This window comes from Bacillus sp. JJ664 (genome assembly GCF_036962205.1).
Classification (GTDB): Bacteria; Bacillota; Bacilli; order Bacillales; family Bacillaceae_G; genus Gottfriedia.
This window is the reverse complement of sequence record NZ_JBALMS010000092.1, coordinates 1-17,332: the sequence shown is the minus strand read 5'-3', so window position 1 is coordinate 17,332 and position 17,332 is coordinate 1. Positions and strand designations below refer to the sequence as shown.

Genomic DNA, 17,332 nt, shown 5'->3' with positions numbered 1-17,332 from the left:
TTACAACTCCAGGACGCTCCCTTTCCGTGGGGCGGAGACCTGAGCCTCCAAGGCTAACATGCAGGGTCTCATCCTTCCCACATTTCCCACAGGAGTCTCGCACCTTCCGTTGTAAACAACTTCTTTCTAAAGAACATAAAACCAAAAAAATAATATTCTTTTTAAAAAGGTGCAATATTTTTTAATAATGATGTTGACAAAGGGTTACATTTAGATTAATATTATCTCGAAGTCAAGATAAACTAAATGAGGTGAAAATAGAATAGAGGAATCTTATAATGTGCAATCATAAGTTTATTAAGAAGTAATGGTTTCATTTTTTTTAATACACTATCTCGAATTAGAGATACTTTATTTCAAACTAAAACAAAAAAGGAGAATGAAAATTATGTTAGTAGGTTTAGGATTATTAATCATCCGTTTAGTGATAGGGGTTTCTTTTATTGGTCACGGTGCACAAAAATTATTTGGAATGTTTGGTGGTTACGGATTAAAAGGTACTGGTCAGTGGATGGAATCAATTGGCTTGAAACCAGGAGTACAAATGGCATTTTTCGCTGGGGTAAGTGAATTAATAGGTGGTATTTTATTTGCAACAGGTTTATTAACACCATTAGCTTCATTATTAATTGCTGGTGCAATGTTCGTAGCGATTGTAAAAGTACATGGTCCAAACGGTTTTTGGTCAACTCAAAATGGATATGAATTAAACTTAATTATATTAGCAGTTGTTATCGGGGTTGCTTTAACAGGTCCTGGTGCATATGCAATTGATGCTTTGATTTTTTAATTGCTTAGCAGTAAAAAGCCTATTCTTATTGACTTTACAATGAAAATATTCTAAAATAATCTCGAATTAAAGATTTTGTATTGAGAGGTGAAGTATATGTTGAATGATCAGTATAATCAAAACCGATCGCTACAATTATTCTCTGAGATTTGTAAAACAAATAGATATATAACAGATGCTGCAATTGAACATATTAAGTTATTTGGTTTGAATTTAACAGAATTTGCTGTTTTAGAATTACTTTATCATAAAGGTGATACGCCAATTCAACATATCGGTAAAAGAATATTAATTTCAAGTGGAAACATGACATATGTTCTTGATAAATTAGAGGCCAAGGGATTCATAAAACGATTGCCTTGTCCGAAAGATCGAAGAGTAACTTACGCTGTCTTAACTGATGAAGGTCATCAGTTAATCAGTTCGATTTTCCCAGAGCATGAACAAATGATTGATCAATTGTTTTCTCAGATCAATAAGTCAGAAAAAGAAATGCTCATTTATCTCTTGAAAAAAATGGGGCTGAGCTAAGATATGTAAGTTCACTTCGTAATGAAATTTCATAAACAAATAATGTTATATTTGAACGAATTAGTCTGGATGATGAAAACTGCCTTTTGGCAGTTTTTTTGTTTAATAGCGTATATTAAGTATAATGAAGAAATCAAAGAAGACTGTTTCATTTTCTTGTACTAGCACGACCAAAAGCAAAAGAAACAAAGATAGATGAAAGGAATTGAACGATGAGAACTAATTTTATAGATAAAGTAGTTATTATCACTGGAGGCGCAAACGGTATAGGAGAAGGCATTGCAAAAGAGTTCGGACAACAAGGTGCAATTGTTTGTATCGCCGATCTTGATGAGGAAAAAGGTATATATGTACAACAACATATAGAAATAGATGGGGGAAAAGCTTCATTTTTTTATACAAATGTAAAGAAAGAAGATGATCTTAAAAATCTCATCCAAAACGTTATGAATACATACGGGAAAATTGATATTTTAATTAATAACGCTGGAATCGCAAAGTTCAAACCATTGTTTGAATTAAGTACCGAAGAATTTGATGATGTGATTCAAGCGAACTTACGAAGTGTTTTTATCGCTTCACGAGAAGCCGCAAAAGTAATGACTAACGGAGGTAGCATCATAAATATGGCATCTACCCGAGCAATCATGTCTGAACCAAACTCAGAGTCTTATGCTGCTTCAAAGGGTGGAATTGTATCATTAACACATTCGTTAGCTGCATCACTTCAATCTAACAATATTACAGTGAATTGTATAAGTCCAGGTTGGATAGAGTTTAATAACTATACTGAATTAAAAGCAAAAGATCATGTACAACATTGGTCAAATCGAGTTGGAACACCTACAGACATCGCAAAAGCGTGCCTTTATTTAGCGGATCCAGAAAACAATTTTGTAAATGGTCAAAACATTATCGTTGATGGTGGTATGACGCGAAAAATGATTTATGAAGAATAGTCCCATTGTTCAAGTTTGTTGACAAACAAAATAGAAAATAGTTTAATAAAAAAAAGACCGATAGTTCTTTTTTCGGAAGCGAAGGAGGTAAATGCATATGAACAAAGGTGAAAGAACAAAGAAATATATAATCGAACAATCATCTTCTCTTTTTAATATGCAAGGGTATAAAACAACCTCTATCTCAGACATCATGAATGCTACAGGTTTAAAAAAAGGTGGAATTTATAATCATTTTGAAAGCAAGGAATCTTTGGCAGAAGCTTCATTTTTACATTCAATGAATACATTAAGGGAAAAGTATATTCTTGCTGTGTCCGAAAAAAGTACAGCACAAGAACAATTTGATGAATTTATTTCTGTATTTAGCACCTTATTACATGATAAATACATACAAGGTGGATGTCCTATAATGAATGCTGCAATTGAAGCAGATGATTCAATGTTAGAATTTGAAGATACAATTAAAGACGGATTTAACGGGTTAATCCAGTTAATTGCCAACGTAATTAAGCATGGACAAGAATGTAACGAAATAAAAAAAGATATCCAGCCAAATGAAATGGCTGTCTTTATCATTTCTTCAATGGAAGGTTCATTAGCTTTGAGTCGATTAAATAAAGACAAGAAGTATTTGGACATGGTTATTTTGCAGTTGAAAAACATGTTATTTTAATTTCTACTAAATATTAAATTATTTTTTGTAATTGAAGGAGGATTCATATGCACAAAAGAGTCGTTGTTACAGGTTATGGAGTTGTTTCACCTTTAGGTAATGCTGTGGATACTTTATGGGATCGTATTAAAGCATCAGAATCAGGTATTGATAAAGTTGAATTTGAAGGATATGAAGATATTAATACAAAAATTGGAGGAATGATCAAAGATTTCGCACCAGAAAATTACTTTGAGAAGAAGGAATTAGGTAAATACGATAAATTCGTTCAATATGCATATGCTGCATCAAGACAAGCACTAGATCAAGCCAACTTAGATATCGAAAAACTAGATCCTAATAGATTAGGTATTTTTATTGGCTCAGGAATTGGTGGTATTGATACAGTATTAGAAAATCATCAAACTCTTTTGGACAAAGGACCTAGAAAAGTATCACCTTTTATGGTCCCAATGATGATTATCAACATGGCTGTAGGTATCATTTCTATTAAAACTGGTTTTAAAGGTACAAGCTTTTCTCCAGTTTCTGCTTGTGCAACAGGAAATCATGCAATTGGAGAAGCCTTTTTAAATATTCGACACGGGTACTCAGATGCTATTTTAGCAGGAGGCTCTGAGGCATCGATTAACCCATTAGCTTACGCTGGTTTTTCAAGAATGAGAGCAATGTCAACAAATAATGACGAACCAAAAAAAGCTAGCAGACCTTTTGATCAGAATCGAGACGGCTTTGTCATGTCTGAAGGTTCCGGTATTTTATTATTAGAAGAATATGAGCACGCTAAAAAAAGGGGAGCAACCATTCTAGGAGAAATCGTTGGATATGGTTCAACAACTGATGCTTTCCATATTACGTCGCCTGATTTTCACGGTGCAGAGCGCGCGATGAAGCTAGCATTAGACTTAGCTCAAATAGAACCAACTAAGATAGATTATATCAACGCACATGGAACGAGTACGCCAGAAGGAGATAAATCTGAAACAAAAGCAATTAAAAGTGTATTTGGTGAACATGCATATCATTTAAAAGTAAGCTCAACAAAGTCTATGACCGGTCATCTGTTTGGTGCAGCTGGGGGAATAGAAGCAATTATTACCCTAAAGAGCATACTTGAAAATATCATTCCACCTACAATTAATTATGAGTTTCCAGATGAAGAATGTGATTTAGACTATGTACCAAATAAAGCTATACAAGCTGAGGTAAACTATGCGATTTCAAATGGATTTGGTTTTGGTGGACATAATGCTGTACTTGTTTTTAAAAAGTTTGATCAATAAATTTCAAATAAGAGGCTAATATTGAATAAAAAAAAGACTGTTAATATGTATTAACAGTCTTTTTACGTACTGACAAACTTTCTTTATTCAACCGAAACCTTTAATTTTACATCCACATTATTTCGTAAAGCTTTTGAATATGGACAAAAACCATGTGCTTCTTTGACTAAATCCACTGCAACATCTTGAGGCACACCTTTAATATGCGCGTTTAAAGTGACAGCTAATGAAAATGGACTTTCCGTTTCATCTTTTAATAGACTAACTTCAGCAGTAATTGATGATTCAATTTTATGCTTATTTTTCTTAGCAATGAAATTGAGTGCACCATCAAAACATGCAGAGTATCCAGCGGCAAATAATTGTTCTGGGGTTGAACCAGTCTTCTTATTTAGAGCTGAAGGCATCGTGAGCTGTAAGTCAATTAATCCATCATCAGATTTCACATGTCCTTCACGACCACCAGAAGCTGTGGCTTTTGATGTAAATAATACAACCATTTATTTTCACCTCATCTAAAAATGTAAATGTGCATAACAATATTATTGTTTTATGCTGTTTAAACTATTCTTATGAATTAATTTGTATTGTCTTATTCGTTATAAATTGTTTCTATTAAATATGCATAATTTTACCTTAACCATGTTAAAAATGGAATTTGCTATCTTTAAAAAGTGAGAGATCAAGAAGTAATTGGAGGAGATTTCAACACATTATTAAAATGAAATTTATATTTTATAGCGAATCAGATTATCAATATTTGCAAAAAAGGGGCGTATTAGAGACGCCCCTTTACACATTAATTTCCCAATCGGGAGTATAAATTCCTATTATCAGTTACATTTTATCAGCAACTCTCACATTCATACGATTAAAGATAAACTTTAATAAATAAGGAACCGCAATAAAAATAAATAATGTTCTAAATAGTTGATAACACATTATTACGGACATATCACCGTGAGCTTCTTTTGCAATGATCGCCATTTGATCCATTCCACCAGGAGAAAGACTTAGCATTGAAGTGACAGTATTCATAGAATGGAAATGCGTTAATAAAATACTTAATCCAAATGAAAATAACAATAAAACAATACCACTACTTATTGCTAAAATCGATATTTTTAATTTATTTTTCATATTCTCAGGTTTCAGTAATAGCCCAATATATCCTCCAATCATTAATTGAGAACAATCAAGAATAAAAGCTGGGAGAGAATGACCATGAAATCCTGACAAATTTAATATGATAGTAGCAAGCATTGGTCCCAATAAAAAAGCAGTAGGAAAATTAATACGTTTACCTAAAACTGCAAAAAGAGTACAAGCAACTGCAAATACGATAATATTTGGGAATAAATCACTTAGGTTTGTAGAATTTTGAACTGTGCTTGTAAGAGAACTTTCTCTATGAATATCAAATAAAGGGCTAAATATAAATAAAGGGACTGTAAAGATGATCATCATTAATCTAGATATTTGTAGAAAAGTAACAACCGTAATATCAATATCTTCTAATTCTTCAGCCAAGGTTATCATCTGACTTAATCCACCTGGAATACTTCCTATTAAAATGGTTGGAAATGGTATACCAGATAGCTTTGAAATGATGATCGATATAATCAATGTAAAAAGTAATAAAAGGAGAGTCATTAAAATCATAGAAGTGATCTGTTGACCAATTTGAACAAAGGTGGCACTAGTAAATGAAAGACCGATTGTATATCCTACGGTAATCATTGCAGAATCTCGAAGTTTACTTGGCCAATAAAGTTTTTCTTTGAAAAATTTTGCCCAAATAAAAACAAAAAACATAGGGCCCAGTAGCCATGGAATAGGGAGATGTATCACTTTAAATAATAAACCACCAATGATCGCAATCATGAATGTTGCTAAAAATAGCGTCCATTTTCTTTGAAATAATGTTTGTACAATCATAAGAATCACTTCTTTTCATTTTATTAAATTTTAATGTTGAGTATTTGTATTGCTTTTATAGACTTTATTATATATAACTATCATTATTGACCTTAATTTCTTAGTATGCAAGAAAAAAATATTATGTATAACCCTTAATAGAATGTATACTTATTCATAATATCCTTAAAAATTGTGTAATCAATTGAAAAGGATAGTGTTAACCATGTAAGGTTATATTAATGAAAGGCATCATCGTTACTTATGTACTAAAACCTTGCATAATTTAATAGGAAAGGACTAATTCAGGTGGCTAAACAACAAATTGGTGTGATTGGTTTAGCAGTAATGGGGAAAAATCTAGCTCTTAATATCGAAAGCCGTGGTTTTTCTATTTCTGTGTATAATCGATCGGTAGAAAAAACAGAAGAGTTCTTAAAAGAAGCAGAAGGCAAAAATGTCGTAGGAGCTTTTTCAATTGAAGAGTTCGTACAGTCATTAGAAATTCCTCGTAAAATTTTAATTATGGTTAAAGCTGGTGCGCCAACAGATTCAACGATTGATGCTTTACTTCCTTATCTTGAAAAAGGCGATATATTAATTGATGGTGGAAATACATATTATAAAGATACACAAAGACGAAATAAAAAATTATCAGATAGTGGCATTCATTTTATTGGGACAGGTGTTTCTGGCGGAGAAGAGGGTGCATTAAAAGGTCCATCAATCATGCCAGGTGGACAAAAGGAAGCTTTTGAACTTGTAAAACCAATTTTTGAAGCAATTTCTGCAAAGGTAAATAATGAGCCTTGTACAACATATATCGGTCCAGACGGAGCAGGGCATTACGTGAAAATGGTACACAATGGAATCGAATACGGCGATATGCAATTAATCTCAGAAGCTTACTTTTTATTAAAAAATGTTCTTGGTCTAACGGCGGAAGAGCTACACAATGTATTTAGTGAGTGGAATAAAGGCGAGTTAGATAGTTATTTAATCGAAATTACTGCCGACATCTTCACAAAAACAGATGATGAAACTGGAAAACCATTAGTTGATATTATCCTTGATAAAGCAGGACAAAAAGGTACCGGAAAATGGACAAGTCAAAGCACATTAGATTTAGGCGTACCATTATCCATTATTACTGAATCAGTTTTTGCTCGATTTATTTCTGCGATGAAAGATGAGAGAGTCAAGGCGAGCAAACTATTATCAGGGCCTTCCAATTACAAATTTAATGGTGATAGAGAACAATTAATCGAGGATGTAAGGAAAGCACTTTATATGAGCAAGATTTGTTCTTATGCACAAGGTTTTGCGCAATTAAGAGCTGCTTCTGATGAATATAATTGGGACTTACAGTATGGTGATATCGCTATGATCTTCCGTGGTGGATGTATCATTAGAGCTGCATTCTTACAAAAAATAAAAGAAGCATACGATCTTGATGGTAAATTAGCAAACCTAATGCTTGATCCGTATTTTAAAGAAATTGTCGAAAGTTACCAAGTAGCGTTACGTAAAATTAGTGTGGTTGCGATTGAAGCAGGTGTAGCAATTCCTTGTTTTTCGGCTGCATTAGCATATTATGATAGCTATCGTACAGCTGATCTACCAGCAAATCTAATTCAGGCACAACGAGATTACTTCGGTGCACATACTTACGAACGAACTGATAAAGAAGGAAAATTCCATACTCAGTGGACATAATCAATCAAAAAACCCTTGTAAAATTACAAGGGTTTTTAGTTTATCTATCTTTATTATCATTTAAAAGGTCTGAAACTGGCCACCAATTATGTCCATCTGTTGCTAGTAAAGAATCAGATTCTTTTGGACCCATTGAACCAGATTCATAAGTTGTTAAAGGAGCAAGATTATTTGTCCATGCTTGAGAAATGACATCAACAAAACTCCAAGAATATTTTACTTCATCCCAATGGGTAAAGTTCGTACCATCACCTAGCATACAATCATAGATTAGTCTTTCATATGCTTCAGGGGTATTAATACAGTCAACACAATTATTATTAAACGTTAATTGTATTGGTTTTGTATAACTTTCTGCATCCGATCTTTTAGCATTTAATTGTAGTGTAATGCCTTCGTCTGGTTGTATATGTATAATCAGTAGATTTGGTGTCATTTGTTCTTTCGTATTATAGTACAAATTCATAGGAATATCAGAAAACTGAACGATAATTTTAGTAGATTTTAGTGCCATACGTTTTCCAGTTCTGATATAAAAAGGGACACCAGCCCATCGGAAATTATCAATAAACAGTTTACCAGCTACAAAGGTTTCAGTCTGAGAGTTCGGATCAACATTATCTTCATCTCGATATGAAGGAACTTGGTTACCTTGCACTGTCCCTTCAACATATTGACCACGAACAAAGTAATTTTTAATTTCATTTTCATCTATTTTACGAAGTGCTTTAAAAACCTTTACTTTTTCACTACGTATTTCCTCTGTAGTTAGTTTAATTGGTGGCTCCATTGCAAGTAATGATACAATTTGTAACATATGATTTTGGAGCATATCCTTTAACGCACCTGAGTTTTCGTAATATCTTCCTCGATCTTCAACGCCTAAAACTTCACTTGACGTAATTTGTATATTGGAAATAAAACGATTATTCCAGAGTGGTTCAAACATTGCATTAGCAAAACGAATGACTTCAATATTTTGAACCATTTCCTTACCTAAATAATGATCGATACGATAAATTTGATTCTCTGTAAATGCTTCTCTAATTTCTTTGTTTAATTCAATTGCACTAGGTAAATCATGGCCAAATGGTTTCTCAATTACAAGTCTACTCCAACCATTTGTATTCGTTAAGCCTTGTTCTTTTAGCTGTTTGGCTATTGTACCAAAGAATTCTGGTGCCATTGCTAAATAGAAAATTCTATTCCCTGGAATAGAATAATGCTCATCCATATTTGTTAATAACGTACCAAGTTCTAAATAAGATGATGGTTCTAAAACATCAAATTGATGATAGTAAAAATGAGAAAGGAAGCTATCTATATCATTTTGACTTTGATCAGAAGATTGAATTGATTTCTTAACTGTTTCACGAAATTCATGATTTGACCAAGGTCTGCGCCCAACACCAACTACAGCAAAATCTTCATCAATTTTTTGACTCAAAAACAGTCTATAAATAGAGATAAATAATTTTCTTTTTGCAAGATCTCCAGTTGCACCAAAAATAACAATTACAGCTTTAGGACGGTTTTCTGTACTTTTCAATGATTTTACCTCACTTCTTAAACATAAATTACTAACTTATTTTAGTAATAATCAATAGTGATTATTCAATTGACATGCATTCTACATAAAAAATTGTCATATTTACACTAAAAACAAATTTGATTATCAAAAAATAAATAATTTTGCTTATTTTCCTAAATTAATCATAAACAATACATGTTCAAACGTAAACAGGGTGAATTCCTTATTTTTCCTATTTTTTTTGATTTAAAATGCCAAATAAAGCAGCTTTAATTCATGATATAAAAGGCTTAATATTATTTCAAAAAAAAGAACATTAGAAAATTTTAGAACATTCATTAGGAAATAAAAAAATAAGATATATGGATTAGTCCTATATACGATAAGGGTTATAGAATTAATTATTTCCATTTTATTGGTAAATGTTTCAAAGTTGAAATCGTAATGATTTCTGTTATACTATTTTTTATATAACTTTTTCTAATGAGTTTTTAACATTTTTCAATTCATTGTGAGTGATGGGTAATGTAAAGTTCCATCGTTTACAGAGGAAGCCATTGCAGAATGCCAATACCATTAAGAAGGAAAACTTCATTGGTTTTATTTCTTGGTATCCACTCTATGACTAAAATCTTGTAAAAAAGGGGGACTTTTAAAAATGAAAAAAATAGGATTAGCTTGGCAAATTTTAATTGGACTAGTACTTGGGATTATCGTAGGTGCCATATTTTTTGGTAACCCTAATGTAGCTAGTTACTTACAACCAATCGGAGACATTTTTCTTAGACTAATTAAAATGATCGTTATACCGATTGTCATTTCTAGTATTATTGTTGGTGTTGCAAGTGTAGGAGATACAAAAAAACTTGGTCGCCTTGGCGGTAAAACAATTATCTATTTTGAAATTATTACAACAATCGCTATTATTATTGGTCTATTCGTTGCAAATATATTCCATCCTGGTTCAGGGGTGGACATGGGTGCACTTCAAAAAACGGATATCAATAGCTATGTTGAAACTGCATCTGAAGTAAAAAGTCATGGATTTGCCGATACGTTTGTAAATATTGTACCAAGCAATATTTTTGCTGCATTCGTTGAAGGAAATATGTTAGCTATTATTTTCTTCTCAGTATTATTTGGACTTGGATTAACTGCAATAGGTGAAAGAGGAAAACCAGTTCTTGCATTTTTCCAAGGAACAGCAGATACAATGTTCTATATTACGAATCAAATCATGAAGTTTGCTCCATTTGGCGTATTTGCATTAATCGGTGTAACAGTTTCTAAATTTGGTTTAGAATCACTTATACCACTTGGAAAATTAGTTATAACAGTTTATGGAACGATGGCATTTTTCATTGTCGTAGTACTAGGATTAGTTGCTAGAATGGTTGGCGTTAATATTTTCAACTTTATTAAATTGATTAAAGACGAATTACTTTTAGCGTATTCAACTGCAAGTTCTGAAACAGTATTACCTAGAATTATGGAAAAAGTTGAAAAATTTGGTGTACCAAAAGCGATTGCTTCTTTCGTTATCCCAACAGGTTATTCCTTTAATTTAGACGGGTCTACGTTATATCAAGCATTAGCTGCTGTCTTTATCGCACAAATGTATGGTATCCAATTATCAATTACTGAACAAATATCACTAATGTTAGTACTTATGGTTACTTCTAAAGGTATTGCAGGTGTTCCTGGCGTATCATTCGTCGTACTATTAGCTACATTAGGAACTGTTGGCATTCCAGTAGAGGGATTAGCATTTATTGCGGGGATTGACCGTATTCTTGATATGGCAAGAACAGCAGTAAACGTTGTTGGTAACTCATTAGCAGCTGTCGTAATTGCGAAATGGGAAGGGGAATTTACTCCTAATTCAGAAAACGCAAAGAAAATTGCATAAAATATTTCTAGTAAAGAAGAAGCTCTTTGAAGCTTCTTCTTTTTTTTGAATCTGTAATTGTACAAAGTAGACAAGACCTCACGAAAAATTGACTTTTTAACAATTTAAAGGACAATACGTAGGAAAACTTGAATATACCTATAAATGCGCATTGATTTTTTTAGTTTATTCATAATAATGTGCGGAATACAAGTTTGAATCATGATTCAATGTTACACAGAGTCATGCAAAAAAATAGAGATATAGGGGGCTTTTTAATGAAACGTAGTTTATTAAAAACTGCAGCTTTAACATTAGGTCTAACCGCTATGCTCGGATTTCCTCAAACAACAGATGCCGCAACGATTACGTATAAAATTAAAAAAGGAGATACTTTATATTCAATTGCAAAAAAATATCAGACTACCGTCGCTGTACTTAAGAAATTAAATAGACTACAATCAGACAAAATATTTGCTGGTAAAACTTTGATCATTAGTAAGGATTTAAATTACGATGCAATGAAGGTCAAAGTCAAACTACAGACTAAAACTGGCTTTTCTTTTGGACTAGAGGAACCTGGTAAATACATCTTGCTATATAATAAAAACGGTTATTACTTTACACGTATTGAAGTATTAGATGCTAAAGCTAAGATAAGTGATGTAAAAGCAAATTCAAAACTATATCTTTCTTCTACTGGAAAAGTGACAGAATATAAAACAGATGTAGGGATTCCATTTTATGAAAATGCGTACTTTTTCTTACATGCTCATAATGCAAAAGTCCAACAAAATATTGTTGTCAAAAGAGTTGATGGAAAACTAGTGAGATTCACAATACACTTTGAAAACAAAGAAGCTTCAGAGGGGATTACACCTCAGATGATCGAAATGCTTCAAACAATAAAATTAATCTAAATTAGATTGATAAAAAGATGTAAAAGGTCATTTACTTTTACATCTTTTTTTTAGTTAAAGAAGGTTATACCTCAAATATATAGAATATTCTTACTTATACTTTTTATCTAATTTTGAAAGCGAATACTTTATTGTAAATGATAACTTTTAAGGAGGATAAGATGACAAATTTATTAGATATAACAATCGGAAAACTATTGGAGGAAAAAGCAAATTTGCATCCTGAACATGAAGCGGTGGTTTATGCTGACAGAGGATTGAGAATGAGTTATGAACAATTTGATAACCATTGTCGCAAGTGCGCGAAAGGTCTAATGAATCTTGGCATTCAGAAAGGTGATCATATTGCAGTTTGGTCATCAAATACCCCTGAATGGTTAACAACACAATTTGCAACAGGAAAAATGGGAGCTGTACTTGTTACAGTCAATACAAATTACCGTACATCTGAATTAGAATACTTATTGAAACAATCCGATTCGACAACTATCATTTTAATGGACCAATTCAAAGATTCTTCCTATATCGATATGCTTTACGAAATAGTTCCAGAATTAAAGAACGCCAGTCCAGGAGAATTGAATAGTACTCGCCTCCCATTTTTACGAAATGTAATTGTATTAGGAAATGAGAAATATCCTGGAACTTTTTCTTGGGAAGACATAATGGAACAAGCAAAATTCGTGTCTGATTTTGAATTGAACGAAAGAATGGATTCGTTAAACCCTTATGATGTCATTAATATGCAATATACCTCGGGCACAACAGGCTTTCCGAAAGGAGTAATGCTAACACATTCAAACATTGTCAATAATGGTTTTAATATTGCAAATTGCATGAAGTTAACGAAGAAAGATCGCCTTTGCATTCCAGTTCCATTCTTTCATTGTTTTGGATGTGTATTAGGAACGATGGCTTGCGTATCCGTTGGTGCGACGATGGTACCAGTTCAAGAGTTCCATCCTAAGAGAGTACTTCAAACCGTCCAGGACGAAAAATGCACTGGCTTACATGGTGTTCCAACTATGTTTATCGCAGAATTAAATGAGCCAGACTTTTCAAGCTATGACTTATCAAGTTTAAGAACTGGAATCATGGCTGGATCAAATTGTCCAATAGAGGTTATGAAGGCCGTTATCGAAAAAATGGGTGCTACTGAAATAACAATTGCATATGGTCAAACAGAATCCTCACCAGTCATCACACAAACACGTACAGATGACCCAATTGAAATAAGGGTTGAGTCTGTAGGCAGAGCACTTCCAAATGTTGAAGTGAAAATTGTTGAACCAGGGACTACAAATGAAGTTCCAAGGGGAGTTCAAGGTGAATTATGCACAAGAGGTTACCATGTGATGAAAGGCTATTATAAAAATGAAAGTGCAACAAAGGAAGCAATAGATGCAGAAGGTTGGTTACATACTGGTGATTTAGCAATTATGGATGAAAAAGGTTACTGTAAAGTTACTGGTCGATTAAAAGACATGATCATCCGTGGCGGAGAAAATATTTATCCCCGAGAAATTGAGGAATTTTTATACACTCACCCGTCAGTTCTAGATGTTCAAGTAGTTGGAGTACCTGATCAAGTGTATGGTGAAGAGGTTATGGCATGGATTATTCCAAAAGAAGGAGTATCCATTAGCAAAGAAGAAATCAAAGCTTATTGTAAAGGGAAAATATCAAAACATAAAATACCTAAATATATAGATTTTGTTGATACATACCCAATGACAGCATCAGGAAAAATTCAAAAGTTTCGTTTAAGAGAATTAGCTGTAGAAAATACTCAGTCAATTTAATATAAATAAAAAAACAAAGTTAGTAGTTTATAGCTTTGTTTTTTTATTTTTAAAAGGAAATATTTAAAATCCAAAGAATCTATAAAGAAAAACTAATTAAGGAGTTTTATGATGAATAATAAACACATCAAAATCGATAGCTTAGAAGTAGAACAATTAAATATCGTTGATAAAAATGGTAAAGTTAAGTTGTCGCTTTTTAATAATGAGCATATCCCACCTGGAATCATGAATAATAAAATCTTTTTAAATCATAGAAAAAATGATCCTTGTTCCGGAATGATGTTTTATAACAATGATGGCGATGAGGTTGGTGGACTTATATATGGAAATGAAGTTGATGAAGAGGGGAATTATCAGGCAGTAGCTTCACTTACTTTTGATCAATATAAACAAGATCAAGTAGTTCAAATGCATTACACTGATTACAACGGTGACAAACAATATGGCTTTACAATATATGATCGACCTAGTACACCACTTCCAGACATAATAGAAAAACATAAAGAAATACAAAATAAATTATTGGATGAAAAAAGTAAAGAAGAAGAAATTGAAAATCTATGGAGAGGTAATGTAGAAAGAGCCTTTATGGGTAAGAGTAAAAATGGTGATGTATCTGTTAAATTAATGGATCGTAATGGGAATCCACGTATTCGATTAGCAGTTGATGAATTTGATGTTCCATCTATGGAATTTTTAGATGAAAAAGGGAATGTAATATATAAGTTGCCACCTGAATTGTAAAGTTTATATAAAAAATATGTAATATTTTTAGATTAACATATTGTTTAAGTTAAAATTAATAAAGCAAACTGAAAATTTTATAGAAGGTGCTTTATGAAAGATATGAATATAAAAAAAACTTTTACATTCTTAATAGAATTATTGTTTGTTTCAACTAAATTGGGCCTGACTTCATTTGGTGGGCCCGTTGCGCATTTGGCTTACTTTCATGAAGAGTATGTGCGTAAAAAAAAGTGGTTGGATGAACAATCGTATGCAGATTTAATTGCTCTCAGTCAATTTTTACCTGGTCCAGCAAGTAGTCAAGTTGGGATTGGAATTGGTGTTATACGAGCTGGTATTCTTGGAGGAATCGTTTCATTTATTGGATTTACTTTTCCCTCGGTCATATTACTAATCTTTTTTGCGAAATTTATGCAGCATTCTGCGCTTATTCATACTGGTTGGATACATGGATTAAAAATTGTAGCAGTTTCAATTGTTGCTCATGCAATTTTAGGAATGTCGGAAAAACTAACGCCCGATATAAAAACGAAATCTATTGCTTTGTTTTCAATAATTGTTACACTTCTTTGGACTTCGCAATTCTCCCAGATTGCAATCATTTTAATTTCTGGAATCATTGGTTTATTTATTTTTAAAAAAAGTCCATCCGAAAACAAAGCAAACATAAATATAATCGTCTCAAAACGTTTTGCACTCGTTTGTTTAACTCTATTTTTTCTCTTATTCTTTCTTTTACCTATACTAAATAAATGTACTACGCTTGGTTGGGTTGATCTGTTCGATCGTTTTTATCGAACAGGAGGATTCGTATTTGGTGGTGGACATGTTGTTTTACCTTTACTACAGCAGGAATTTGTACAACAAGGACTGATTAATAAAGAAACCTTTTTAGCAGGTTATGGCGCAACGCAGGCTGTCCCTGGACCACTATTTACATTTGCAGCATATTTAGGAGCTGTACTAAATGGATGGAAGGGTGGATTAATAGCAACTTTCGCAATATTTCTCCCTGCTTTTCTACTGATCTTAGGATCTTTACCTTTTTGGAATACATTAAGGGGAAATAATAGAATCTCAAGCGCATTAGTTGGCATAAATGCTGCAGTAGTAGGAATCTTAATCGCATCATTTTATGAACCTATTTGGACAAGCACGATTTTAAATCCAATGGACTTTGTATTTGCAGCAATTTTGTTTAGTATGATTTCATATTGGAAACTAGCTCCTTGGATAGTTGTTTTAATTGGAGTTGTTGGAGGATTCTTTTATTTCTAACGAATAGATGATTGTACGACTCAGACAAAATAAAAAGTAGGATCTTGTATAATCCTACTTTTTTTATTTATTGATATGATACTTAACCTCGTTAATAAAACTCTTAGCCGAACTTGATAAATCAGTTGATGCAGAGTAAATTACCCAAAAGTCAGTATAATTATAATCGGGATCCTTGATCGGGATAATTCTTAATTGTCCACTTAATACCTCTGGAAAATCTCTAATCGTAATATCATGTATATAGGTAAAAACTTGACTTTCCCTAATCATTTCAATTAGGGTCAATGTCCTATTCGATTTCAATATGATTTCATTTTTATATCGTTTAACCAGTTCACTAAAATGTTTATTCGTTAGACTATATAAGACTACTTTTTGATTTAATAAATGTTTTGCATTTACAAAATCTAAATCAAAGAGTGGGGAGTGTTTACCTACAAGAATACAGGCATATCCTTTATGCAAAAAATCTATTTCAATCTTAGTTTCCTTCTCAAATTCACTTCTTAAGCCAGGCAAAAAAGCCAAATCATATCGATCTTTATTGAAATTTTTAAGTAAACTGACTGAATTTTGTTCTTCTATTTGAAAAGTTACCTCATTATTTTTATTAGAAAACTTTTTAAGTACTTCGTGTAAAACATACGTAAAAGTTGGCGCACACGTTATTTTTAGATGTTTCTTATTTAATCTTTTAATTGTTGTTAAATCATCTTTTAATTCCTTTAAAGTACTGAGGATATCAATCGATTTTTCATACACAACAAATCCTTCTGTAGTAAGAGTGACTCCAATACGAGAGCGATTAAATATCGATATACCAAGTTCTTTTTCTAACTGTGAGACGCTTTGGCTGATGCCCGAAGGAGAGATATGTAATGTATCCGCAGCTCTTGTAATTGATTTCTCATCTGCAACCCTTACAATATATTCTAATTGTTCGAAATTCATATTTTCCCCCTGTGTTTAAATTTTAAACAGTTATTTCTTTTTTACAACTTTCTCATTGTAAAACTTATCATAAAACCCGTGATATTAGTAGAAAGTGTTTAATATTTGTAAACAAAAACATGTATTTTAAGTATTACTTAATACTAAAATTACAATCGCTAAATATATTTTCTTAAAAAAACATTGTACAATAATAAATGTAAAGTTATTCATGAAGTTTAATAAATATGTATACATCGCATTAAATATAGAGACGAAAGAAAACAACTAAGATGGGAATGAAAAAATTGTTAGCAAATAAAGTAAATAGTCATCAAAAGAAGAAAACAATTATTTT

The 17,332-nt window shown here is 32.2% G+C and carries 15 protein-coding genes; 11 read left to right on the top strand and 4 right to left on the bottom strand.

What is annotated here, in order from left to right:
• The first annotated feature begins 388 nt into the window (after positions 1 to 388).
• The 5 genes from V7056_RS14965 to fabF all read left to right on the top strand — a co-directional run bounded on the left by V7056_RS14965 (position 389) and on the right by fabF (position 4,239).
• Positions 389 to 790: a DoxX family protein gene (locus V7056_RS14965; protein ID WP_499703192.1), complete on the top strand. Its 402-nt coding sequence runs from the start codon at positions 389 to 391 to the stop codon at positions 788 to 790.
• 96 nt (positions 791 to 886) lie between these two features.
• Entirely contained in the window at positions 887 to 1,321 is a 435-nt protein-coding gene (locus V7056_RS14960; protein ID WP_499703190.1) for a MarR family winged helix-turn-helix transcriptional regulator, read from the top strand.
• Positions 1,322 to 1,533: 212 nt separating this feature from the next.
• Entirely contained in the window at positions 1,534 to 2,280 is a 747-nt protein-coding gene (locus V7056_RS14955; RefSeq protein ID WP_499703189.1) for an SDR family NAD(P)-dependent oxidoreductase, read from the top strand.
• Positions 2,281 to 2,377: 97 nt separating this feature from the next.
• On the top strand, positions 2,378 to 2,956 hold the full coding sequence (locus V7056_RS14950; protein ID WP_499703187.1) for a TetR/AcrR family transcriptional regulator: 579 nt from the start codon (positions 2,378 to 2,380) through the stop codon (positions 2,954 to 2,956).
• A gap of 47 nt (positions 2,957 to 3,003) precedes the next feature.
• Positions 3,004 to 4,239 carry a beta-ketoacyl-ACP synthase II gene (gene fabF, locus V7056_RS14945; RefSeq protein ID WP_499703185.1) on the top strand — a complete coding sequence of 412 codons (1,236 nt, stop codon included), beginning with the start codon at positions 3,004 to 3,006 and terminating at the stop codon, positions 4,237 to 4,239.
• Between the two features lie 83 nt (positions 4,240 to 4,322).
• On the opposite strand, the gene V7056_RS14940 is transcribed toward fabF, so the two are convergent.
• Both V7056_RS14940 and V7056_RS14935 read right to left on the bottom strand, forming a co-directional pair.
• Positions 4,323 to 4,739 carry an organic hydroperoxide resistance protein gene (locus V7056_RS14940; protein WP_499703183.1) on the bottom strand — a complete coding sequence of 139 codons (417 nt, stop codon included), beginning with the start codon at positions 4,737 to 4,739 and terminating at the stop codon, positions 4,323 to 4,325.
• Positions 4,740 to 5,076: 337 nt separating this feature from the next.
• Complete coding sequence (locus V7056_RS14935) at positions 5,077 to 6,177, bottom strand: AbrB family transcriptional regulator (protein WP_499703181.1); 1,101 nt, start codon at positions 6,175 to 6,177, stop codon at positions 5,077 to 5,079.
• A gap of 288 nt (positions 6,178 to 6,465) precedes the next feature.
• Here V7056_RS14935 and gnd point away from each other — a divergent pair, with 288 nt between their 5' ends.
• Positions 6,466 to 7,872, top strand: a complete 1,407-nt coding sequence (gene gnd / locus V7056_RS14930; RefSeq protein WP_499703179.1) for an NADP-dependent phosphogluconate dehydrogenase — start codon at positions 6,466 to 6,468, stop codon at positions 7,870 to 7,872.
• 40 nt (positions 7,873 to 7,912) lie between these two features.
• Here the strand turns inward: gnd and zwf are convergent, their stop codons facing one another.
• Entirely contained in the window at positions 7,913 to 9,421 is a 1,509-nt protein-coding gene (zwf, locus tag V7056_RS14925) for a glucose-6-phosphate dehydrogenase (protein WP_499703177.1), read from the bottom strand.
• A gap of 640 nt (positions 9,422 to 10,061) precedes the next feature.
• Here zwf and V7056_RS14920 point away from each other — a divergent pair.
• From V7056_RS14920 to chrA, 5 genes are all read left to right on the top strand, one after another.
• Complete coding sequence (locus V7056_RS14920) at positions 10,062 to 11,312, top strand: cation:dicarboxylate symporter family transporter (protein WP_499703175.1); 1,251 nt, start codon at positions 10,062 to 10,064, stop codon at positions 11,310 to 11,312.
• A 257-nt stretch (positions 11,313 to 11,569) separates the two neighbouring features.
• A complete protein-coding gene (locus V7056_RS14915; RefSeq protein ID WP_499703173.1) occupies positions 11,570 to 12,211 on the top strand; it encodes a LysM peptidoglycan-binding domain-containing protein in 642 nt (213 codons plus the stop codon).
• A 161-nt stretch (positions 12,212 to 12,372) separates the two neighbouring features.
• Positions 12,373 to 14,013 carry an AMP-binding protein gene (locus V7056_RS14910; protein ID WP_499703171.1) on the top strand — a complete coding sequence of 547 codons (1,641 nt, stop codon included), beginning with the start codon at positions 12,373 to 12,375 and terminating at the stop codon, positions 14,011 to 14,013.
• 111 nt (positions 14,014 to 14,124) lie between these two features.
• Complete coding sequence (locus V7056_RS14905) at positions 14,125 to 14,760, top strand: hypothetical protein (protein ID WP_499703169.1); 636 nt, start codon at positions 14,125 to 14,127, stop codon at positions 14,758 to 14,760.
• A 102-nt stretch (positions 14,761 to 14,862) separates the two neighbouring features.
• Positions 14,863 to 16,041, top strand: coding sequence for a chromate efflux transporter (gene chrA, locus V7056_RS14900; protein WP_499703194.1), 1,179 nt, complete (start codon positions 14,863 to 14,865; stop codon positions 16,039 to 16,041).
• Positions 16,042 to 16,104: 63 nt separating this feature from the next.
• Here the strand turns inward: chrA and V7056_RS14895 are convergent, their stop codons facing one another.
• Positions 16,105 to 16,995, bottom strand: a complete 891-nt coding sequence (locus V7056_RS14895; RefSeq protein ID WP_499703167.1) for a LysR family transcriptional regulator — start codon at positions 16,993 to 16,995, stop codon at positions 16,105 to 16,107.
• Positions 16,996 to 17,332: the final 337 nt, after the last annotated feature.